Source organism: Massilia sp. HP4 (genome assembly GCF_005222695.1).
Lineage (GTDB): Bacteria > Pseudomonadota > Gammaproteobacteria > Burkholderiales > Burkholderiaceae_D > Telluria.
Window position 1 is genome coordinate 1 of the sequence record NZ_STGG01000019.1, and the last position, 22808, is coordinate 22808.

The following is a 22808-nucleotide window of genomic DNA, read 5'->3' on the forward strand; positions in this document are numbered from 1 at the left end:
ACTTCGCGATCATGAAGACCAGCGTGATCTCGCCGGCCTTCCGCGCGCGCTATCTGGCCAATCCGGGCCACGAGAACTGCTTCGAGTGCAAGGTGGTCGTGTTCGACGGCTCGGACGACTACCACCACCGGATCAACGATCCGAGCCTGGGCATCGACGAGTACACGATGCTGGTGATCCGCGGCGCCGGCCCGGTCGGCTGGCCCGGTTCGGCCGAGGTGGTCAATATGCAGCCGCCCGACCACCTGATCAAGGAAGGCATCATGAACCTGCCGACCCTGGGTGACGGCCGCCAGTCGGGCACCTCGGACAGTCCATCGATCCTGAATGCCTCGCCCGAAAGCGCGGCCGGCGGCAACCTGGCGCTGCTGCGCACCGGCGACGTGATCCGGGTGGACCTGAACCACGGTCGCTGCGACGTGAAGCTGTCGGATGAAGAGCTGGAAGCACGCAAGCAGGAAACGCCGCCGGCGATTCCCGCCAGCCAGACGCCGTGGCAGGAGATCTACCGCGCCACGGTCGGCCAGTTGCATCGGGGCGCCTGCATGGAACTGGCCTTGCCTTACCGGGGCGTGGCGCACGATATGCCACGCCATAATCACTGACATGGAAGGATCCGGGGGTAGCGCTAACGTCAATTCTTGAGCAAAATGTCAATACGACGCTGGCGGCAAGGTCGCTGCGCCGATAAAAAACAGGAGACAAGCAATGAAACATGGCATCACGAAGATGGGTATCGCCATCGGACTCGGTTGTGCAATGCTGTTCGCATCCGCACCGAGCATGGCGGACGCGAAGAATCCCAAGATCGGTTTCTCGATCGACGACCTGCGGCTCGAGCGCTGGACGCGCGATCGCGACTACTTCATCGGGGCCGCCGAAAAGCTCGGCGCCAAGGTCTATGTGCAGTCGGCCGACGCCAGCGAGCAGCGCCAGATGGCCCAGATCGAGAACCTGATCTCGCGCGGGGTCGACGTGCTGGTGATCGTGCCGTATAACGCCACGGTCCTGAACAATGCGATCCGCGAAGCCAGGAAGGCCAAGATCAAGGTGCTGTCGTACGACCGCCTGATCCTCAATGCGGATGTCGACGCCTATATCTCGTTCGATAACACGGCGGTGGGCGAGCTGCAGGCCCAGGCGATCGTCGGCCTCAAACCGAAAGGGAATTACTACCTGCTGGGCGGGGCGCCGACCGACAACAATGCCAAGATGCTGCGCGAAGGCCAGATGAAGGTGCTGCAGCCGCTGATCGACAAGGGCGATATCAAGGTGGTCGGCCGCCAGTGGGTCAAGGACTGGAGCCCGTCCGAGGCGATGTCCATCGTCGAGAACGCGCTGACCGCTAATGGCAACAGGATCGACGCCGTGGTCGCGTCGAACGACGCCACCGCCGGCGGCGCGATCCAGGCACTGGCGGCGCAGAAGCTGGCCGGCAAGGTGCCGGTCTCGGGCCAGGACGCCGACCTGGCCGCGGTGCGCCGCGTCATCGCCGGCACCCAGTCGATGACCGTCTACAAGCCCCTGAAAACCATCGCCACCAGCGCCGCTACCCTGGCGGTGCAACTCGTTCGCAACGAGAAGCCGGCCTATAACGCGCAGATCAACAACGGTTTCAAGCAGGTCAGCACGGTGCTGCTCAAGCCGATTCCGCTCACGAAGTCCAACGTCGACCTGCTGGTCAAGGACGGTTTCTATACCCAGGGACAGCTGGCCGGCAAGTAGCCAGCGCTCGATCCGATCTCTCCTTTCCTCGAGCCCGCGCGCGCGGGCCGGGGCTTTTTCACGCCTTGTAGAGTGGTGCGATGTCGGGCTATCTGCTTGAAATGAAGGGAATCGCCAAGCGATTCGGTGGGGTGGCCGCGCTGGACGGCATCGACCTGGCGATCCGGCCGGGCGAGTGCGTCGGCCTGTGCGGCGAGAACGGGGCCGGCAAGTCGACCCTGATGAAAGTGCTGTCGGCGGTCTACCCGCACGGCAGCTGGGATGGCGAGATCCTGTGGGACGGCCAGGCGCTGCGCGCGCGCTCGGTGCGCGAGACCGAGGACGCCGGCATCATCATCATCCACCAGGAGCTGATGCTGGTGCCCGAGCTGACGGTGGCCGAGAACATCTTCCTGGGGAACGAGATCACCTTGCCCGGCGGGCGCCTGGACTATCCGGCCATGAACCGGCGCGCCGCCGGGATCCTGAATGGGCTGCGGCTACCGGACGTGAACGTGGCGCTGCCGGTGAAGCATTATGGGGGCGGGCACCAGCAGCTGATCGAGATCGGCAAGGCGCTGAACAAGAATGCGCGCCTGCTGATCCTCGACGAACCGTCGGCATCGCTGAGCGCCTCCGAGATCGATGTGTTGCTGCAGACCGTGCGCGACCTGAAGGCGCGCGGCGTGGCCTGCGTCTATATCTCGCACAAGCTGGAAGAAGTCGCTGCGATCTGCGACACCATCGTCGTCATCCGCGACGGCAAGCACATCGCCACCACGCCGATGCCGCAGATGAGCGTCGAGCGCATCATCGCCCAGATGTGCGGGCGCGAGATGAACCAGATGTATCCGACGCTGGCCCATGACATCGGTGACGTGGTGATGGAAGCGCGCCACATCAGCTGCTACGACCCCGAGAATCCGCGCCGCAAGAAGGTGGACGACGTGTCGTTTTCGGTACGGCGCGGCGAGATCCTGGGCATCGCCGGCATCGTCGGCGCCGGCCGCACCGAGCTGGTGACGGCGATCTTCGGCGCGTATCCGGGACGGCACGAGGGCGAAGTGTGGCTGGAAGGGCGAAAAGTCGACACCTCGGAGCCCTTGAAGGCGATCCGCGCCGGCTTCGCGCTGGTGCCCGAGGACCGCAAGCACCACGGCATCGTGCGCGACCTGTCGGTGGGCGAGAACATCACCTTGTCGGTGCTGCAGCGCTATGCCCACCTGACCCGCATCGACGATGGCGAAGAAACCAGCGCGGTGCAGGGGCAGATCGCGCGCCTGGCGCTCAAGACGGCCAGCCCCGCGCTGCCGATCACGGCGCTCTCGGGCGGCAACCAGCAGAAAGCGGTGCTGGCACGGATGCTGCTGACCGGCCCCAGGGTGCTGATCCTCGACGAGCCGACCCGCGGCGTCGACGTCGGCGCCAAGTTCGAGATCTACCGCCTCATGCTGGAGCTGGCGGCCCAGGGCATCGCCATCGTCATGGTCTCGTCCGAGCTGGCCGAAGTGCTGGGCGTGTCCGACCGCGTGCTGGTGATGCGCGAGGGCAGGCTGGGCGGAGAATTCATCAACGATGGCCTGGACCAGGAGACGGTGCTGGCCGCCGCCCTGGGCCAGCCGTGACAAGCGAAGCGAATCCCATGGATACAACGACACTCAAGCGACTGTTCACGCAATATAAAATCCTTGCGCTGCTGGTGGCTATCGCCCTGATCTGGGCCTTCTTCCATTTCAAGACCGATGGCGGCTTCACCTCGGCGCGCAACCTGTCGAACCTGATGCGCCAGATGTCGATCACCGGCATCCTCGCCTGCGGCATGGTGTTCGTCATCATCGCCGGCGAGATCGACCTGTCGATCGGTTCGCTCCTGGGCTTGCTGGGCGGGATGGCGGCGGTGCTCGACGTCACCCACGGCATGCCGCTGCCGCTGTCGATCGCGGTGGTGCTGGGCGCGGGCCTGATGTGCGGCTTCCTCAACGGCTACCTGACGGCGTATGCGGGCATACCGTCCTTCATTGTCGGCCTCGGGGGCATGCTGGCCTACCGTGGCGTGGTGCTGGGCCTGACCGACGGCGCCACCGTGGCGCCGGTGTCGCCCGGCATGGAGCAGCTGGGCCAGGCCTATCTGCCGCCAAGCTGGGGCATCGCCCTCGGCCTGCTGCTGTTCGCCCTGGCCGGCGTGCTGGCCTGGCGCCAGCGGGTCAACGCGGCGCGCCACGGCTTGCCGGTGATCGCGATGTGGCGCTCGGTGTTCAGGGTGGCGCTGGCAGGGGCGGTGCTGGCCGGGCTGATCTCCACCTTCAACAGCTATGAAGGCATTCCGCTGCCGGTGCTGATCCTGCTGTTCCTGCTGGGTGCGTTCAGCTATATCGCGAAGCAGACCGTGTTCGGCCGCCGCATCTATGCGGTGGGCAGCAATATGGAGGCGACCCGCCTGTCGGGTATCGACGTGCGCAAGGTCAAGTTGTGGATCTTCGGCCTGATGGGCCTGATGTGCGCATTGGCGGGCCTGATCAATACCGCGCGCCTGGCGGCGGGTTCGCCGTCGGCTGGCGCGTCGGCCGAGCTGGACGTGATCGCGGCCTGCTTCATCGGCGGCACCTCGATGCGCGGCGGCGCCGGCACCGTGCACGGCGCCCTGGTCGGCGCGCTGGTGATGGCCAGTCTCGATAACGGCATGTCGATGCTCGACGTCGACGCCTACTGGCAGATGATCGTCAAGGGACTGATCCTGACGCTGGCCGTGTGGCTGGACGTGGCGACGCGCAGCGGTACGCGCTGAGCTGCAAATGGCCGGGCGCAGGCCCGGCCAGGTCACTTAGAGCCTATGCCGGTAGGTGGGAGTCGCTCCTGGCGCGCCTGGCTGGCGTGTGCTGCGTTGCTCGTCGTTGCATGGCTCGCCATGCGGCCTCCTCGCGCCTTGCCCACGCTCGCCATGCATCGCCTACGCGCATGTCGCCATGAGCTTCTCCCCACCTACCGGGATAGGCTCTTACTTCGGCAAGCTCAGTTCGCCATCCACCAGGCGCACGATCCCGAGCGGATTGCCATCCTTGAGCGCTTCAGGCAGCAGGCCGGCCGGCACGTCCTGGTAGCACACCGGACGCAGGAAGCGCTCGATCGCCGTGGCGCCGACCGAGGTGCTGCGCGGGTCGGACGTGGCCGGGAATGGCCCGCCATGCACCATCGCATAGGCGACTTCGACGCCGGTCGGGAAGCCGTTGAACAGGATCCGGCCCACCTTGCGCTCCAGCAGCGGCAGCAGGGCGCCGGCCAATGCGTGGTCGCTCTCGACAGCGTGCACGGTGGCGGTCAGCTGGCCTTCCAGATGGCGCGTCACGGCCAGGATCTCGTCCTGGTTGGCGCAGGCGATCAAGAGCGACACCGGTCCGAAGATCTCTTCTTCGAGCGCCGGATTGGCCAAGAAGGTCGCGGCGTCGCACTGGTACAGCGCGGCGCGCGCGGCGCAGCCCGGGCCTTCGAGGCTGCCGTTGGCCACCAGCTGCACGCCGCTCACGCCGGCGCGTTTGGCCGTCGCCGAGTCATAGGCCTGGTGGATGCCGGCGGTGAGCATGGTGCCGGCCGGCTTGAGTTGCAGGGCTGCCGCGGCGGCGTCGCGGAAGGCGTCGAACTGCGGGCCGGCCAGGCCGATCGCCAGGCCCGGATTGGTGCAGAACTGGCCGACGCCCAGCGTCAGCGAGTCGACGAAGGCGCCGGCCAATCTGGCGCCGCCAGACGCCAGGGCGCCGGGCAGCAGATAGACCGGATTGATGCTGCTCATCTCGGCGTACACGGGAATCGGTTCCTTGCGCTTGGCCGCGATCTGGGCCAGCGCCAGGCCGCCGCGGCGCGAACCGGTGAAGCCGACGGCGCGGATCGCCGGATGGCTCACCAGGTCGGCGCCGATCTGGTTGCCTTCGCCGATCAGCAGCGAGAACACGCCCTCGGGCATGCCGCAATCGAGCGCCGCCTTCAGCACCGCCTTGCCCACCAGTTCAGATGTGCCGAGGTGGCCGTTGTGGGCCTTGACCACGACCGGGCAGCCGGCTGCCAGCGCCGAGGCGGTATCGCCGCCCGCGACCGAGAACGCGAGCGGGAAGTTGCTGGCGCCGAAGACGGCGACCGCCCCGACCGGGATCTTGCGCATGCGCAGGTCCGGGCGCGGCGGGGTGCGCTCGGGCAGGGCCGAATCGAGCGTCGCCTCCAGGAAGTGACCGTCGCGGACCACCTTGGCGAACAGGCGCAGCTGGTTCACCGTGCGGCCGCGTTCACCTTCGAGGCGGGCCGCCGGCAAGCCGCTCTCCTGCGAGGCGCGTTCGACCAGGATCGGTCCGAGGTCGAGGATCTGCTGGGCGATCGCCTCCAGGAAGCGCGCACGCTGCTCGAGCGGCAGGGCGCGATAGGGTTCGACGGCGGCATCGGCCAGGTCGCAGGCGCGGGCCAGGTCGTCTGCTGTCGCCAGCCCGAAGGCCGGTTCCAGCTGCTCCTTGCGTGCCGGGTCGAAGGCATGCGCGCTGCCGGCGCTGCCGTGCACGATCTGGTGGCCGATGATCATTTCGCCGCTGATATTCATGGTGGGATTCCTTGTAATAATTGATGGGCTTGCCTGTGGGGCATGGATGTCATGCGCAATCAAACAGTGCCCAGGCCTGCTGCGCCGTCGCTCGCGAATAAAACATTCAGCCCGAATGATAACGTTTTCTGTTAGCGCGAACATTTTTGTTGCACGCGACCCCTGTATTGATTAGCATGGTTGCCAGCAAGCCAATAATAAATATGAGCAGGAGACATCATGCGTACCACGATCGCGCGCCGACTCGGCGCGTACGTGGTAGTGGTTGCGGCCGCCTGCGTCGCAGTCGCCGCCACGACCGTCGCACTCGCGGTGCCGCAAGGCGCCCGCGCCGCGGGTAGTAGCCCGTCCGGCGCCAGCTATGCCTGGGACAGCGTCGCCATCGGTGGCGGCGGCTTCGTGACCGCCATCGTCCCCAGCCGCAGCGAACCGGGCATCGCCTACGCGCGCACCGATGTCGGCGGCGCCTACCGTTGGAGCGCGAAGGAGGGCCGCTGGACGCCGCTGCTCGACTGGGTGGGCGAGGACCAGACCGGCCTGCTCGGCATCGATGCACTGGCGATCGACCCGGATAATGCGGCCAATCTCTGGCTGCTGGCCGGGATCGCGTACCTGAACGACGGCCGCAGCGCCATCCTGCGCTCGACCGATTACGGCAAGACCTTCGAGACCATTGACGTCAGCGCCCAGTTCAAGACCCATGGCAACGGCTTCGGGCGCCAAAGCGGCGAACGCCTGGCCGTCGATCCCGGCGCGGCCAAGCGGCTGTATCTGGGCTCGCGCCGCGACGGCCTGTTCGAAAGCGGCGACGGCGGCAAGACCTGGCAGCGCAATACGGCGCTGCCGGTGACCGCGACGCCGAACGACGTCGGCCTGAACATCGTGCTGCCGGATCCCGCCAGCGTGAAAGACGGTCGCGCGCAGCGGCTGTTCGTTGGCGTGTCGCGCTTTGGCAGCGTGGGCCCGAACCTGTACCGCAGCGACGATGCCGGCGCCAGCTTCGCGCCGGTGAGCGGGGCGCCGGCCGGCCTGATGCCGCAGCGCGCTGCCTTCGACGGCGCCGGCAAGCTCTATATCGCCTATGCCAACGGCGCCGGCCCGCATCCAGACAAGGGCGGCACCGAACCGGTCGATCGCGGCCAGGTGTGGCAGTACGATATCGGCGGCGACGCCTGGCGCAACGTCACGCCCGTGGGCTGGACCCGGCCCTTCGCCGGCGTCAGCGTGGACCCGCGCAACCCGAGACGGCTGGTGGTCTCCACCATCAACACCTTCATCGCCCAGGGTGATGCACGGGGCGACCGCATCTTCGTGTCGCATGACGCCGGCGCCAACTGGGTCGACGTCATCGCGCGCGGTTTCAGGCGCGATGCGGCCGGCGTGCCCTGGCTGGAAGGCCATGCGATCCACTGGGCGGGTTCGGTTCAATTCGATCCGCTCGACCCGCGCGCGGTCTGGGTCACCTCGGGCAACGGCGTGTTCCGCACGGCCGATATCGATGCCGTTCCCGCTACCTGGACCTTCACGGTCAAGGGCCTCGAAGAGACGGTACCGCTTGGCCTGGTGAGCATGCCGGGCGCGCCGCTGGTGTCGGCCATCGGCGACTACGACGGCTTCGTGCACGACGATCCGGCGCGGCCCGGTCGCATCCACCGGCCCGAGATCGGCACCACTACCGGACTCGATGGCGCGGCGCGCCGGCCCGGCAGCCTGGTCCGCGTGGGCGACGCGATGCTCGTCACGCGCGACGGCGGCCTGACCTGGACCCGGGCGGCGGCGCTGCAGGGCAAGCGCGGCCAGGTGGCGATGTCGAGCGATGGCGCGACCCTGGTGCACAGCCCGCAGGGGGCATCGGTCCTGTACCGGTCGACCGACGAAGGCGCCAGCTGGACGCGGGTAGCGGGACTCGAGGGCAGCAGGCTGCGCGCCGTCGCCGATCCGGTCAACCCGAAGGTGTTCTACGCCTATGACGACAAGGCCTTGATGGTCAGTCTCGACGCCGGCGCGAGCTTCAAGGCGCGCGCCAGCCTGCCGGCGGGCGGCTCGCGCTTGATCCGCGCCTTGCCGGGCCGCGAAGGCGAGCTGTGGGTGGCGCTCAAGGACGGTGGCCTGGTGCGCTCGCTCGATGGGGGCGCCAGCTTCGCGCCGGTGGCCGGCGTCGGCTATTGTGGCGCGGTCGGATTCGGCAAGGCCGCGCCAGGCAAGGTGGAGCCAACGGTGTACATCTGGGGCAGCGTCGGCGGCGTGCGCGGTGTGTATCGCTCGCTCGACCTGGGCCGCAGCTGGCAGCGCATCAACGACGACGCCCACCAGTATGGCGGCCCGGGCGACGGCCACTTCATCGTCGGCGACATGAACCGCTTCGGCGTGGTGTATATGAGCACCGCCGGCCGCGGCATCGTCTATGGAAGGCCAGGACCGACATGATCCGTTGCATGAGCTTGCGCCTGGCGTTCGGCGCCTTTGCCTTCGCATTCGCCTCGATGAGCGCCGCCGCGCCCGGGATGGTGCTGCGCTATGACCGGCCGGCGCAGGACAACGACCAGGGCTGGGAGAAAGAGGCGCTCCCGATCGGCAACGGCCGCATCGGCGCCATGGTGTTCGGCCAGCCCGGCCGCGAGCACTTGCAGTTCAACGACATCACCCTGTGGACCGGCGACGACAAGACCATGGGCGCCTTCCAGCCCTTCGGCGACCTGTTCGTCGAGCTGCCGGGCCATCAAGAGGGGGTGACCGACTACCGTCGCACGCTCGACCTGGAGCGCGGCGTGCACACCGTGAGCTACACGCACCGGGGCGTGCGCTATACGCGCGAAGCCTGGGCCAGTTATCCGTCGCAGGTGATCGTGCTGCGCCTCACCGCCGACCGGCCGGGCCAGTACACCGGCGCCGTGTCGCTGACCGACCGCCACGGCGCCAGGCTCTCGGTATCGAACAAGCGCCTGCATGCCTCGGGCACGCTCAAGGGATTTGCGCTGCCGGGCCAGGCAGCGAGCGGCAACGTCATGTCCTACGCCAGCCAGGTGCAGGTGGTGAACGAGGGCGGCAAGCTGATGGAAGATGGCAAGCGGATCACGTTCGCCGGCGCCGATGGGCTGACCTTGATCCTTGGCGCCGGCACCAGCTATGTGCTCGATGCCGCGCGTCGTTTCGAGGGTGAACACCCGCTGGCGCGCGTGACCGGCCAAGTGGACAAGGCAGCGGCGCGACCGGTGCAGTTGCTGCGCGCCGAGCATGAAGACGATTTCCAGCGCCTGTTCAAGCGCGTCGCGATCGACCTGGGAGAGACGCCGGCCGCGCGCCGGCAGCTGGCAACCGATGCGCGCCTGCTGGCCTACACGACAGAGGGCGGCGATCCGGAACTGGAGGCCCAGTACTTCCAGTACGGCCGCTACCTGCTGGCGTCCAGCTCGCGCGGCTCGCTCCCGGCCAATCTGCAGGGCCTGTGGAACAACAATCTCACGCCGCCGTGGAATTCGGACTACCACACGAACATCAATCTCCAGATGAATTACTGGCCGGCCGAGGTGACCAACCTGGGCGAGCTGGCCGAGCCTTTCTTCGATTTCGTGAACGGCATGGCGCCCGTGTGGCGGCAGGCCACGGCCGACGAGTTCCGGCGCGCCGATGGCAAGCCGGTGCGCGGCTGGACCCTGCGCACCGAATCGAACCCGTTCGGCGCCATGGGCTACCTGTGGAACAAGACCGGCAACGCCTGGTATGCCCAGCACTTCTGGGAGCACTATGCCTTCACGCGCGACGCACGCTTCCTGCGCGAGGTGGCCTATCCGATGATGAAGGAAGCCAGCGCCTTCTGGCAGGACTACCTGAAGGAACTGCCCGACGGGCGCCTGGTCGCGCCGCAGGGCTGGTCGCCCGAGCACGGCCCGGTCGAGGATGGCGTGGCCTATGACCAGCAGATCGTGTGGGACCTGTTCAACAACACGGTGGAGGCGGCCGGCATCCTGCAGGTCGATCCGGAACTGCGCACGCTTCTGGCCGGCATGCGCGACCGGCTGGCCGGCCCGCGCATCGGCAGCTGGGGCCAGCTGCTCGAATGGCTGGACGAGAAACAAGACCCGGTGCTCGACACGCCGAAAGACACCCACCGTCATGTGTCGCATTTGTTCGCGCTGTTCCCGGGGCGGCAGATCGATCCGGTACGGACGCCCGAACTGGCGCGGGCGGCGCGCCGCACCCTGGAAGCCCGCGGCGACGCCGGCACCGGCTGGTCGATGGCCTGGAAGATGGCGTTCTGGGCCCGGCTGCACGATGGCGACCGGGCCTATCGGATGCTGCGCGGCCTGCTGGCGGCGCCAGGCGCGCGCGCGGCCGAGCAGGCCGGCATCTTCTCGGAACATAACAACGCCGGCGGCACCTATCCGAACCTGCTCGATGCGCACCCGCCATTCCAGATCGACGGCAATTTCGGCGCCACCGCCGCCATTGCCGAGATGCTGCTGCAATCGCAGGGCGGCGAGCTTCACCTGCTGCCGGCACTGCCATCGCACTGGCCCACTGGCTCGGTCAAGGGATTGCGCGCACGTGGCGGCTATGAAATCGACCTGCGCTGGGCCGGCGGCCGCCTGCAAGCCGCAACCATCCGTGCGGTGGCGGGAGACGGCGGCCCGGTCAAGATTCGGTATGGCGCGAAGCTGATCGAGATCGCGCTGGCAAAAGGCCAGGGCCGCGCGCTGGACGCGGCGCAGTTCCGCTAACGACAAGAACGACAACCAAGGAGACGACCAGCATGACCCTGAACCAGATCGCGCGCCGACTAGGCTCCCTTTGCCTGTTGCTGGCAAGCGCCGGCGCAGTCGCGGATACTGCGGCCCCCGAGCTGCCGCGCCTCGTCGAAAAGGATGGCCGCCACGCCCTGATGGTGGACGGTGCGCCGTTCCTGATGCTGGCCGGGCAGGCGCACAACTCCAGCAATTATCCGGCGGCGCTGCCCAAGGTCTGGGCCGCGCTCAAGGATGCGCAGGCGAATACCCTCGAGATGCCGATCGCGTGGGAGCAGGTCGAGCCGAAGGAAGGGGAATTCGATTTCAGCTTCCTCGACGTCCTTGTCAAACAGGCTCGTGAAAACGATTTCCGACTCGTGATCGTGTGGTTCGGGACCTGGAAGAACACGGGACCGGGCTATCTGCCGCAGTGGGTCAAGTTCGACAACCGGCGCTTCCCGCGCATGAAGGACAAGGACGGCAAGACGGTCTACAGTCATTCGCCGTTCGGCGAAGAGACCCTGGCGGCCGACCGCCGCGCCTTCGTCAAGATGATGGAGCACATCAAGAAGATCGACAGCGGCCACCGCACCGTGATCATGGTGCAGGTCGAGAACGAGGTCGGCACGTATGGCGTCGCGCGGGATTTCGGCGAGCGCGCCGAGGCGGCGTTCCGGCAGCCGGTGCCGGCCGCGGTGCTGGCGCGCCAGAAGCCGAAGGTGGCCGGCGCGACCCAGGGTAGCTGGCGCCAGGTGTATGGCGACTATGCCGACCAGTACTTCCATTCATGGGCCATCGCCAGCTATATCGAGGCTATCGCCAAAGCGGGGCGCGCGGTCTACGACCTGCCGATGTTCGTCAACGCGGCCCTGCGCGAGCCCTCGGTCGACGGCAAGCCGGCCGCGCCATGGAAGGGCAACTTCGCCAGCGGCGGCCCGACCTATGACGTGATCGACATCTATAAAGCGGCCGCGCCGCACATCGACCTGGCGGCGCCCGACATCTATATGCCCGAGTCGAGCAAGGTGAGCGCAATCCTGAAGTCTTATCAGCGGCCAGACAATGCCTTGATGGTGCCCGAGATGGGCAACGCGCCCGGCTATGCGCGCTACGTCTACCAGGCCTTCGGCATGGGCGCGCTGGGCGTGGCGCCGTTCGGGCTTGATTACTTCGAGTACAGCAACTACCCGCTCGGCGCGAAGTTCACCGACCGCCGCATGGTCGAGCCGTTCGCCACCGTGTACGGCGCCTTCGCGCCGATGCAGCGCCAGTGGGCGCGCTGGGCCTTCGAGGGCCGCACGCAAGGCGTGGCCGAGGGCGACGACCGCGCCGAACAGGCCGTTGCCTTCAAGGGCTGGAAAGCGACCGTGTCGTTCCGCGAGTTCCAGTTCGGCGAGCGCCAGTACCTGAAGGACAAGAGCGAGTACCAGTCGGGTACCGAAAAACCGAACGGCGGCGTGTCTTTCGCCCAGGTCGGCGAGGACGAATTCGTGCTCGTCGGCCAGCAGGCTCGGGTGAAGTTTGCACCGAATGGCCCGAACGCGGGCAAGCCTTCGCTCCTGGCGCGGGTGGAGCAGGGCCGTTTCGACGCCGATGGCCGTTGGGTCATGGAGCGCAACTGGAACGGCGACCAGACCGATTATGGCCTGAACCTGCCGGCGACGCCGGTGGTGCTGAAGGTCAGGCTCGGGACTTACCAGGAATGACAACGATGAAGACAGGAGATTTACAAATGCGTACGGGTATGAGAAAGACACAGGTAGCAGCCGCGGTGCTGTTCTTGACCGCCGGGCTGCAGGCCCATGCGGGCACCTTCCAGCAGACCGGCACCGGCATCGAGGTGCGGCCCGACAGCGGCGCCAAGGTGGTGCGCCTGAACCTCATGAGCGACAACATCATCCAGGTGGTGAAGCTCGCCCAGGCCGACAAGACCCTGACGCCGTCCCTGATGACGGTGGCCACGCCATGTGCCGACAAGTGTGCGTTCACCGTGGCGCCCGGCGCGGACAGCGTCCAGCTCAAGGCCGGCAAGATCGCCGCCACCGTCTCGCTCAAGAATGGCCAGGTCCAGTTCTTCGACGCCGCCGGCAAGCGCTTCCTGGCCCAGGCCTCGGAATCGATGACGCCCGTGAACGTGGGCGGCAAGCCTTTCCTGGCGATCAAGCAGGGCTTCAACCACGGAACGCAGGACGCCTATTACGGCCTGGGCCAGCACCAGAACAACCAGATGAACTACAACGGCGAGGACGTGCTGCTGGCCCAGCACAATATGATCGCCGCCGTGCCATTCGTGGTATCCGACAAGGGCTATGGCCTCTTGTGGGACAATAATTCGATCTCGCGCTTCGGCGATGCGACGCCGTACGACCATATGTCGCGCGACCTGGTCTTGCGCAGTCCGGACGGCAAACAGGCCGGCCTGACCGCGCGCTACTACGTCGACGGCAAGCTGGCGCTGACACGCCAGGAGAAAGACATCGCCTACCAGTACCTGAAGGACGTCGACGAGAACTGGCCCAGGGAGCTCAAGCCGGCCAAGGAATTGAAGAACGTGCGCGTGGTGTGGGAAGGCACCATGAGCAGCGACAAGCCGGGCGTGCACAAGATGCAGCTCTATTCATCGGACTACGCCAAGCTGACGGTGGACGGCAAGGAAGTCATGGATGTGTGGCGCATGGGCTGGAACCCGTGGTACCACAACTTCGAGGTCAGTTTTGAGAAGAACAAGCCGGTCAAGCTGCACCTGGAGTGGAAACCGTCGGGCGGCATGGTGGCCATCACCCACAACAACCCGCTGCCCGCGCCTGAACGCCATTCGCTGACGATGTCGTCCGAGATCGCCGAGGCGATCAACTACCACGTGATCAGCGCCGACAGCATGGATGGCGCAATCGCCGGCTACCGCCACCTGACCGGCCAGGCGCCGATGATGCCGAAGTGGGCCTATGGCTTCTGGCAGTCGCGCCAGCGCTACGAAACCCAGCAGCAGCTGCTCGACGCCCTGGGCGAATACCGCAAGCGCGGCTGGCCGCTCGATAATATCGTGCAGGACTGGTTCTACTGGCCCGAGGACGGCTGGGGTTCGCACGACTTCGACAAGACGCGCTTTCCGGACCCGAAAGGCATGGTCGACGCGGTCCACAAGCAGAATGCACGCATCATGCTGTCGGTGTGGGGCAAGTTCTACGCCAATACCGACAACTACAAGGAGTTCGCGTCCAAGGGGCATATGTGGACCAAGAACGTCGAGAACGGATCGCGCGACTGGGTCGGCAAGGGTTACCTGAACAGCCACTACGACCCGTACACGAAGGAAGCGCGCGACATCTACTATCGCCAGATGAAGACCAAGCTGGTCGACCTGGGCTTCGACGCCTGGTGGATGGACAATACCGAGCCGGACGTGCTGTCGAACAGCCGCCTGGAAGACTTCAAGGAACTGATCGGGCCGACCGTCTACGGCGCCGGCGAGATCACCTTCAACCCCTACAGCCTGGTGAGCACCGGCGCCATGATCGACGGCTTGAAGCGCGACCAGCCGGATAAACGCCAGTTCATCCTGTCGCGCTCGGGCTTTGCCGGCATCCAGCGTAATGCGGTGGCGGTGTGGAGCGGCGACACGGTCGGCCGCTGGAACAACCTGTATGACCAGATTGCGTCGGGCACCAATATGTCGATGTCGGGCGTCCCCAACTGGACCCACGATATCGGTGGCTATGCGCAAGAGGTGCGGTTCCAGACCGGCGACGTCGGCTCGGCCCAGGAAAACCGCACCACCAGCCGCGCCAAGGCCAATCCGGCCGACATGGAAGAATGGCGCGAGCTGAATCACCGCTGGTTCCAGTTCGGCGCCTTCACGCCGTTGTTCCGTTCGCACGGTGAGGTCGTCAAGCGCGAGATCTATAACATCGCGGCCGGCGACGACGCCATGCGCGACAATATGGTGTGGTGGCTGAAGCTGCGCTATCGCCTGATGCCGTATATTTACACGATCGCGGCCGACACCCATTACAGCTCGGGCACCATGATGCGCGGCCTGGCGATGGACTTCCCGCATGACGACAAGGCCAGGAACGTCAAGGACCAGTACATGTTCGGGCCATCGTTCCTGGTGGCGCCGGTGTACGAGTACAAGGCGCGCCAGCGCCAGGTCTACCTGCCGGCCGGCGCCGACTGGTACGACTTCCACACGGGCGAACGCCACCAGGGCGGCGCGACCCGCACCATCCAGGCGCCGCGCGAGCGCATGCCGTTGTTCGTCAAGGCAGGCTCGGTGATCACCTCCGGCCCGGTCACCCAGTACGTCGACGAGAAGCCGGATGCGCCGGTGACCGTCAACGTGTACGCCGGCGCCAATGGCGTCGCGACGCTGTACGAGGACGACGGCGTGAGCAACGGCTACCAGCGCGGCGAAGCCAGCCGCATCCAGATCAGCTACGACGACAAGAGCGGCGTGGTGCAGATCGGGGAGCGTGTCGGACGCTACAAGGGGATGGTCGAGAAGCGCGAGTTCCGCGTACGCGTGATCAAGCCGGGCGTGTCGACCGCGGCCGACATGGATGCTGCCGACAAGACGGTGGTCTACGACGGCAAGCCGGTCAGCATCAAGCTGTAACCATGGGCCGGGCGCGTGCGCGTGCCCGGCCGTTTCCTTGAGACCCATGAACATCCTTCGCTACACGACAAGCCTGGCGCTGGCCGGCTTGCTCCACCTGACGCCGGCCTGGGCGTTCCAGACGGTCGCGCCCGACCACAAGCACCTGCAATACACCGGCCGCATCGATGCCAGCGATCCGCGCGCGCCGGTGCTGAGCTGGCCGGGCACGTCGGTCACGGCGAATTTCACCGGCACCTCGCTGGCGATCGTGCTCGACGACCAGCACGGCAAGAACTTCTATAACGTCTTCCTCGACGGCGACACCAAGCGGCCGATCATCCTGCAGCTCGAGAAGGGCAAGAAGCGCTATCTGGTCGCCAATGGCCTCGCGCCCGGCCAGCACCGCATGCTGCTCACCAAGCGCACCGAAGGCGAGGAGGGCGCTACGGTGTTTCGCGGCCTCGAGCTGGACGACAAGGCGGGCCTGGCGCCGCCGCCGGCCAGGCCGCGTCGCCGCATCGAGTTCTTCGGCGACTCGATCACGAGCGGCATGGGCAATGAATCGCCCGACGACGGCGAGGATCACCACGGCAAGGACAAGAACAACTATCGCTCGTATGCCGCAATCGCCGCCCGCCAGCTCGGCGCCGAGGCGCATTTCACGTCGCAGGGCGGCATTGGGATCATGATCAGCTGGTTTCCGTTTACGATGCCGGACTTTTATGACCAGCTGAGCGCCGTCGGCGACAACGACAGCCGCTGGGATTTTTCGCGCTGGACGCCGGACGTGGTGGTGGTGAACCTGATGCAGAACGACAGCTGGTTGATCGCGCGTGACCACAAGCTGCGGCCGGAGCCGAACGCCGCGCAGCGGATCGCGGCCTACAAGGCCTTTGTCGCGCGCGTGCGCTCGCTGTATCCGAAGGCGTATATCGTGTGCGCGCTGGGCAGCATGGATGCCACCAGGGCGGGTTCGCCCTGGCCGGGCTATGTCGAGGCGGCCGTGAAGAACCTGCGGACGGCTGGCGACGCGCGCATCGATACGCTGTTCTTCCCGTTCACCGGCTACGGCAAGCACCCGCGCGTGGCGCAGCACCAGGCCAATGCCGACTTGTTGACCGCCTTTGTCCGTAAACGAGTGGGGTGGTAGTGCGACAGGATGGGCGGTGCTATCATCCCGCCCTTAGTCAAGAAAGCCGCACATGCTCATCATCACCATCAAGCAGGGCAAGGAAAAGTCGATCCTTGCCGGCGACCCCTGGATCTACCCATCGGCCATCGAGAAAGTCGACGGCAAGCCGCACGAGCGCAACAAGATCGGCGTCACCGCGCTGGTGCAGTCGTCGTCGCGCGCCTTCCTCGCCCGCGCCGCCTACAACGCCAGGTCGCAGATCGCGGCCCGGATCTGGACGCTGAACGAGAACGAGGCGATCGACCACGCGCTCATCAAGCGCCGCGTCCAGGCGGCCGTCGAGCGCCGTGCCGATACCTGGCGTGCGATCGGGCCGGATTCGCTGGTGCAGCTGATCGATGGGGAGAAGGATGGCTTGCCGGGCCTGATCGTGGAAGGCTATGGCGGCGCCGATGGCTACCTGGTCTGCCAGTTCAACGCCGGCGGCGTCGACCTGTGGAAGGTGCCGGTCGTGCAGGCGCTGCTGGCCGCGACAGGCTGCCCGAATGTCTATGAACGCTGCGATGCGCTGGTGCGCAAGGGCGAAGGATTGCCCTTCACCCCCGGCGCGCTGGCCGGCGAAGCGCCGCCCCAGCGGCTGATGGTGCGCACCCGGGGAAGCCTGGCGCCGATGGATATCCGCACCGGCTTCACCTATCCGCGCTGACTTACTTCAGGCCAGCGCTTCCTTCGCGGCTTCTTCTGGCGTGAGCGAATCGTAGAACTGGTCGGTGAACCAGTCGATCTGCTCCTCGATGTGATCCTGGGCTTCCTTGACGGTGGCGCCGCCGGCGACCAGGAATCCCTCCACCTCGATACACCACTGGATGAATGCCAGCGTTTCCTCGTCCAACTCTTCTTTCTTTGCCATGTTGAGCCCCTTTCGTGCCGCGTGATTGCGGACCGGCGCGATCCGCAGAGACGATTTTACCTTAGGGGGAGGCTGGGGAATGACTGATTCGGGCCCGCGCTGGTGCCAGAGCGCCATAGCGTATTACCGCAGCACCTCCACCGCATGCATGGGGTCAGTGTATTCCCGTATTTCGACGATCTCGCCTTGAAGAACCCGGAACAATATGTGGTACTCGTTCCCGTAGTGCTTCCCACCCTTCGTTACTCCATCAGAGCGCGCTTCAACCGCCACGGTGTCGCCTTCGCCAATCAAGCTCTTCAATTCCATTCTCAATCCACCTTCAAAGAAGGCGAAAAGCGCGTCAAGGGCAGGCCGCATTTCGGCCCTGGATTTTAATCCGGCAAAAGCAAACACGTGAGGTTTGCCATTGACCCACCATGTCGCTTCATTACTCATCATGTCAAGAAGCTCGTTTGCAACGCCATTTTCAAAGTGGCTCAGAAAACGTCGTACGAGATCCTTGTTTGCCGTGGTCTTCATCAGTACTTGCTCGATTCAATATGCAGATCCTCGTCCCTGCGATCCGAGACGTGTATCGACAGCCCGGTTTGGCCGGGGAGAATGTCGTCCCTTAAGGTAAGCGCCGGAATATTGTAGTCACCCTTGTTCTGGGGACGAAACGCGATGGGGTCTGCGCTGAAGAAGGTGTCGAACCGTTGGCCGAGTTCATCGCAGATATGCGTAAACCTGTTCTCATCCATACTGCCAGCCCGATACACTACGAACGGCGGCATCACGTCGAAGCCCGGATAGAACAGAATACCGTGCTGGATAGGGTAGAGCATGTCGTGGATTGAACCGTTGATGCCACGCGGACCATAGTGCGAATCCCAGCCACCCGCTGTGACCATGAGCATGGCGCGCTTCCCGGCCAAGGTGCCTTCACCAAAGCGATCCCCCCAGTGTGAGTCGGAATGCTCGCCAACGCCATAGGCGAAGCCGAAAGCATATACCCGCTCTACCCAACCTTTCAGGATCGCCGGCATGGAGTACCACCACAGCGGGAACTGAAGAATGACCGCATCGGCCCACAGCAGTTTCTCCTGCTCGCGGGCAATGTCTTCACTCTGAAAGCCGTTTTCGAATGCGTGCCTGGATTCGAAGGCAATATCGAACCGCGTCGTGGATAACCGATGGGTGGTGTCTTCGGCATCGGCTGCGGCTTTCCATTGCATCGCGTACAGGTCTGACACTTGCACCAGGTGTCCCTCGCTTTGCAGCCGCTGTACGGCGAAGTCTTTTAACGCTCCGTTCAGGGACTTGGACTCTGGATGTGCATAGACGAGAAGAATATTCATGACCGATCTTTTAACGTAAGCAGGAGAGGGCAGGATAGGCTCGCGTCAGGTATATTGGAAATGAATTCTCCATATACGAGCTATTAGAATGAGTAATTTGCGCAAGCTTGACCTGAATCTGCTGGTCACTCTCGACGTGCTTTTGGCTGAACGGAATGTAACCCGGGCAGCACGTCGCCTTAACTATTCGCAGCCTTCTGTCAGCGTGCATCTTGCCAAGCTGAGGGATATCTTTGACGATCCCCTGTTGCTGCCTGGGCCGCGTGGAATGCAGCCCACCGCAAGGGCTGAGGAATTACTTCAGCCATTGCGCGAGGCCCTTGAATCGTTGGAGCGCGCAGTGACGCCAGCCCGCCCGTTCAACCCGGCAGAGTCCCGGCATACCTGGCGCGTCGCCGCTTCCGACTCGAGTGGGTCGACCATACTGTTACCTGCAATGGCCGCTCTCCGGGCGGCGGCGCCGGCAACCCGGCTTGCAGTGCTGGATTTGGTACCGTCACATATTGCGAAGCAAGCGGAACAGGGTGACATCGATCTTGCCTTCCATACTGTCGAAGGCTCGCCTCCCGGACTACGCCGTCGGACGCTGTTCGCGGAGCGCTATGTACTCGCCGGTCGAGTGGGTCATCCGCGCTTGCATCCGCAACTCACGCTGACGGAGTTTTGCGAACTGGAGCACGTCATCGTGTCGCCAGATCGCGGCGGATTTTATGGCGTGACGGACGAGGCGCTTGCAAAAGCAGGATTGAAGCGCAAGGTGGTGCTGTCCGTTCCACAGTTCTTGTTCATGATGTCCGTCCTGGCCAGTACAGACCTTGTCGCCATGGTGCCGTCGCGCCTGGTACGCAGTACCAATCTGCTGCAGATCGTCGAGCCACCTGTCGACGTTCCCGGGTATGAGATGGTCATGCTCTGGCATGAGCGTTCCCACCGGGATCCAGCGCATCAGTGGTTGCGGGAGACGATATCGGCGTCGATGTAATAGAACCAAAAACTCGATACCTGCCCGGTGGCTGGACGCTTACCGATTCCGACTGAACTGCAGCAGATAGACATCGTTCTCGCGCAGCGGCATCGTGGTATGCAGGCGCCCGTCGGCGCCTACCGTGACGGCCTGCTGGCGTTGCGGCTTGCCTGTGGCCTGGCCCTTGAGCGTCGTTACCTGGCCGCGGCTCAGCTGCTTGGGCGAGCCCATGCCGATATAGGCTGTGTAGGCGTCATTACGTCGATAACCGACTTCGGACACCGTCATCGTATAGGCGCCGGGTTTCATTCCGCGCAAGGACACCGCGACCTGGCCCTTGTCCTTCGGCGGCAAGTCCTTGACGAAGAACTGCTGGTTATTGACCCCCTTCGGCAGCGTGTGCGTGTAATCCCACAGCAGAACCTGGGCATTGCCCTGGTCGTCGACCGTCGCCCACGAATCCTTGTCGGCGTTCTTCAGTTCGGTGTGGCCCAGCTGGTTCAGGAACTGGTAGGCGAAATACGCCGGCTTCTTGATGCCCTGGGTGTTCATCAGCCCAAAACCGCCGTGGAAGGCTTCGAAGCGCGGCCCGGGTTCCTCGAAGATGTCGGTAAACACCCAGTACGACATCGACTGCACCGCGCCGCTGCTCTGCTTGAGCTTCTTGAGGATGTAGGCGGCCTGGTGGTAGCTGTCGTGGGTCGGGTCGGCGGGCGTGTACGACGAGCTCCATTCGGTATAGTGCAGTTCGAGCCTGGGCATGGTCGACGCTGCGATCTCCCTGCGGTTCTTGAGCACATCGCTGGCGACCGCCATATCGTCGGTGCCGAGCACCGTGCCCTTGGTGCCGAATTCGTCGAGGTAGCCTTCGCCCACGCCATATGAGTGGGTGCTGACGAAGTCCAGCGGCACCCGGTTCTTGTCGGCATAGGCGATCATCTCGGGGATCCAGGCCGCGCCGGCGGTGGCGGGGCCGCCGACCCGGTATGACGGATCGACGCGCCTGACGGCGCGCGCCGCGTGCGCATACAGCTTGAAGTACTCGTCCTGGGTGCCAGCCCAGAAGCCGTCCAGGTTCGGCTCATTCCACACCTCGAAATACCAGCTCGCGACTTCCTGCTTGCCATAACGCTCGGTCCAGTGGCGGGTGAGCGCCTCGACCAGCCGTTCCCACTGGGCGTAGTCGCGCGGCGGCGTCACATTGCCGCGCCACCAGAAGATGGTCTTGGACCCGCTGGCCATCGCATTCGGCATGAACCCCAGTTCGACGAAGGGCTTGATGCCAATGCTCAGCAGGTAGTCGAACAGGGCGTCGATGTACTGGAAGTTGTACTGCTCCTTGCCCTGGGCGTCGATCTTGAATACGCCCATGTCGTCGCTCAAGAGGCCATGGAAGCGGATGTAGCGAAAGCCCGCATCGCGCCGGATCTCTGCCAGCTGCTGTTGCCAGTCGGCGCGCAAGCCTTCGTTGGCGCGCCCGGCGCCGACCGACAGGTTGAACATGCGATCGAGCTTGCCCTGGACCTGGTTGACGTCGACGTCGATGCTGCGCTGCTGCGCCAGGGCAGCCAGGGGCAGGGCGAACATGGCCGCGACAACGGCGTAAAAGAGGCGCTTCTGCTTCATGGTTCAACTCTCCGAGGGTGAACAGGACGAATGCCCAGCATACGTCGCCCTGCCTTTCACGGCGTGGCCCATGCGGATAGTTGAAGCAATCGTGCCGCCCGTGTCAGCTCCCCGGGCGGCATCGGGCGCGCCGGCCAGCGAAGCGCGGAAGGCTTTCGGCGTGCACCCATACTCCTCCTTGAACAGCTTGTTGAAGTAGGAGACGTTGTTGTAGCCAACCGTATAGGCGATCTCGGACACGGTCGCCGCTCCCTTTTCGGCCAGCAGCCGCGCCGCCTCGGTCAGGCGCAGCTTGTTCAGGTAGCCGGTGAAAGTGAAACCCAGTTCGGCCTTGAGGATCTCGTTGACCTTGTTGCGGTTCACGCCCGCCGCCTGCACGACGGATTCGAGGTCCAGGTCGGCGTCGTCGTAGCGGCTCGCCATGGCCTGCAGGATGGCGGCCTTCTCGCGGTCGCGATGCGATTCGAGGGACAGCTGCTGGTAGGCCACGATCGGCAAGTCTTTCTGTAGTTTGTCATGGAGGTCGGCGCGCAAGGCACGCCCATGGGCGCGGAAGAACCACAGGCCAAAACCGGCCCAGGCCAGCAGCAGCGCCACGCCTGGCACGGCCACCCAGCACAGGTCCCGGCCATGCAGCGTAAGCGCGCTGACGTCGACCACCAGCGGCACATCGCGCGGGCTCTGGAAGGTGCTGCCGATGGCCAGTTTCGGCACCCGGTCCAGGCGGTAGGCCTGGCGCGACAGCGGCAGCCCGGCATGGGCGAACCACCACTGCGGCGTTTCCATGCGCGTCAGGTCGAGTTCGACCCGGCTGCCTTGCTCGCTGCACGAAAAGAAGCTCGAGGGCGCACGGTAGCTGGCCAGGTCGTCGCGCCGCGACAGTCCTTCCTCGAAGGTCGGCGCGACCAGCGACAGGGTGTTGCCCGGCGCGCAGGTGGCGATGAAGGACACCGTGGCATAGCGCGTCAGGTCGGCATGCGCCAGTTCGCCATCCGGCCCGAGGAAGAACAGGTTGGTTTCTGCAAACGGATAGGCCGTGCCGCTGGCCACGTTCAGCGCCATGCGCAGGCGCCGGCCATCGTCGAGCACCTGCACGCGCGATGAGCCGCCGGCCGAGGCGTCGACGCCGGCACGGACACGCCAGGCGGACCGGCCATCCTCGGCGCCGCTCAGCAGCGCAACCTCGAGAAAGCTGCGCTGATAGGCGGTCGCGGCCAGCACCAGGCTGGCCGCGA

General features: G+C 65.2%; 17 protein-coding genes. 11 read left to right on the plus strand and 6 right to left on the minus strand.

Annotation, left to right across the window (positions count from 1 at the left end; all coding sequences use genetic code 11):
• The 4 genes from E8M83_RS09665 to E8M83_RS09680 form a co-directional block, all read left to right on the plus strand.
• Nucleotides 1-605, plus strand: a 605-nt coding sequence (locus E8M83_RS09665) for a dihydroxy-acid dehydratase (protein ID WP_170976756.1), incomplete at its 5' end; no start/stop codon positions are given.
• A gap of 154 nt (nt 606-759) precedes the next feature.
• Nucleotides 760-1725: a D-xylose ABC transporter substrate-binding protein gene (gene xylF, locus E8M83_RS09670; RefSeq protein WP_373995043.1), complete on the plus strand. Its 966-nt coding sequence runs from the start codon at nt 760-762 to the stop codon at nt 1723-1725.
• An 80-nt stretch (nt 1726-1805) separates the two neighbouring features.
• Entirely contained in the window at nt 1806-3329 is a 1524-nt protein-coding gene (xylG, locus tag E8M83_RS09675; protein WP_137173158.1) for a D-xylose ABC transporter ATP-binding protein, read from the plus strand.
• A 17-nt stretch (nt 3330-3346) separates the two neighbouring features.
• Nucleotides 3347-4489 carry a sugar ABC transporter permease gene (locus tag E8M83_RS09680; RefSeq protein WP_137173159.1) on the plus strand — a complete coding sequence of 381 codons (1143 nt, stop codon included), beginning with the start codon at nt 3347-3349 and terminating at the stop codon, nt 4487-4489.
• A 210-nt stretch (nt 4490-4699) separates the two neighbouring features.
• Here E8M83_RS09680 and E8M83_RS09685 read toward each other — a convergent pair whose 3' ends face one another.
• Entirely contained in the window at nt 4700-6280 is a 1581-nt protein-coding gene (locus E8M83_RS09685; RefSeq protein WP_137173160.1) for an aldehyde dehydrogenase (NADP(+)), read from the minus strand.
• Nucleotides 6281-6499: 219 nt separating this feature from the next.
• Between E8M83_RS09685 and E8M83_RS09690 the strand changes: the two genes are divergently transcribed.
• From E8M83_RS09690 to E8M83_RS09715, 6 genes are read left to right on the plus strand one after another with little or no spacing between them, the layout of a single operon-like run.
• Complete coding sequence (locus tag E8M83_RS09690; RefSeq protein WP_137173161.1) at nt 6500-8707, plus strand: exo-alpha-sialidase; 2208 nt, start codon at nt 6500-6502, stop codon at nt 8705-8707.
• An 8-nt stretch (nt 8708-8715) separates the two neighbouring features.
• Nucleotides 8716-10998 carry a glycoside hydrolase N-terminal domain-containing protein gene (locus tag E8M83_RS09695; RefSeq protein WP_170976757.1) on the plus strand — a complete coding sequence of 761 codons (2283 nt, stop codon included), beginning with the start codon at nt 8716-8718 and terminating at the stop codon, nt 10996-10998.
• Between the two features lie 32 nt (nt 10999-11030).
• Nucleotides 11031-12710 carry a DUF5597 domain-containing protein gene (locus tag E8M83_RS09700; RefSeq protein WP_137173163.1) on the plus strand — a complete coding sequence of 560 codons (1680 nt, stop codon included), beginning with the start codon at nt 11031-11033 and terminating at the stop codon, nt 12708-12710.
• Between the two features lie 38 nt (nt 12711-12748).
• Nucleotides 12749-15619, plus strand: a complete 2871-nt coding sequence (locus tag E8M83_RS09705) for a TIM-barrel domain-containing protein (protein WP_137173164.1) — start codon at nt 12749-12751, stop codon at nt 15617-15619.
• 46 nt (nt 15620-15665) lie between these two features.
• Nucleotides 15666-16751: an SGNH/GDSL hydrolase family protein gene (locus tag E8M83_RS09710; RefSeq protein WP_137173165.1), complete on the plus strand. Its 1086-nt coding sequence runs from the start codon at nt 15666-15668 to the stop codon at nt 16749-16751.
• Nucleotides 16752-16803: 52 nt separating this feature from the next.
• Nucleotides 16804-17439: an SAM-dependent methyltransferase gene (locus E8M83_RS09715; protein WP_137173166.1), complete on the plus strand. Its 636-nt coding sequence runs from the start codon at nt 16804-16806 to the stop codon at nt 17437-17439.
• Between the two features lie 6 nt (nt 17440-17445).
• On the opposite strand, the gene E8M83_RS09720 is transcribed toward E8M83_RS09715, so the two are convergent.
• The 3 genes from E8M83_RS09720 to E8M83_RS09730 form a co-directional block, all read right to left on the minus strand.
• Entirely contained in the window at nt 17446-17643 is a 198-nt protein-coding gene (locus E8M83_RS09720; protein WP_137173167.1) for a hypothetical protein, read from the minus strand.
• A 123-nt stretch (nt 17644-17766) separates the two neighbouring features.
• A complete protein-coding gene (locus E8M83_RS09725; protein ID WP_137173168.1) occupies nt 17767-18165 on the minus strand; it encodes a nuclear transport factor 2 family protein in 399 nt (132 codons plus the stop codon).
• Nucleotides 18165-18983: an NAD(P)H-dependent oxidoreductase gene (locus E8M83_RS09730; RefSeq protein ID WP_137173169.1), complete on the minus strand. Its 819-nt coding sequence runs from the start codon at nt 18981-18983 to the stop codon at nt 18165-18167. The genes E8M83_RS09725 and E8M83_RS09730 overlap by 1 nt, the downstream gene beginning before the upstream one ends.
• An 88-nt stretch (nt 18984-19071) precedes the next feature.
• On the opposite strand from E8M83_RS09730, the gene E8M83_RS09735 reads away from it, so the two are divergent.
• Nucleotides 19072-19965, plus strand: coding sequence for a LysR family transcriptional regulator (locus E8M83_RS09735; protein ID WP_137173170.1), 894 nt, complete (start codon nt 19072-19074; stop codon nt 19963-19965).
• A gap of 39 nt (nt 19966-20004) precedes the next feature.
• Here the strand turns inward: E8M83_RS09735 and E8M83_RS09740 are convergent, their stop codons facing one another.
• Both E8M83_RS09740 and E8M83_RS09745 read right to left on the minus strand, forming a co-directional pair.
• Nucleotides 20005-21573, minus strand: a complete 1569-nt coding sequence (locus tag E8M83_RS09740) for a glycoside hydrolase (protein ID WP_137173171.1) — start codon at nt 21571-21573, stop codon at nt 20005-20007.
• 3 nt (nt 21574-21576) lie between these two features.
• A partial coding sequence (locus tag E8M83_RS09745; protein WP_137173172.1) for an AraC family transcriptional regulator occupies nt 21577-22808 on the minus strand: 1232 nt, incomplete at its 5' end.